General features: G+C 66.2%; 1 pseudogene. It reads left to right on the forward strand.

Features of this window, described 5'->3' with window-relative positions:
* Positions 1-293: pseudogene (locus tag AC6CDK_RS17830) on the forward strand (carbohydrate porin); the annotation flags it as partial.

Consider the following 293-nt stretch of genomic DNA (forward strand, 5'->3'; position numbering starts at 1 on the left):
CCAGTTCCTGGCCGGGGCCTTCGTGAACTCGGCGGTCCTGGGTGCGCCCGGCAACGGACCGGGAGCCAGGCTCCAGGCAAAACTGGGCGAATCGCTCACCTTCGGGCTCGGCTACGGCAGCGGCGACACCGACACGGAGGATGTGCTCTCACACGGCTACGGCATAGCCGAGCTGGACTACACCATCAAGGTCGGCGAACTGGAAGGGACCTACCGCGTCTATGGCAGCCTGGACGGGGCGCGTGCCGATGGGGAGGTGAAGCTGCAGGAGAAAAACGCCTTCGGGTTCGGGA

The organism is Geobacter sp. PheSNFMC (assembly GCF_059620965.1).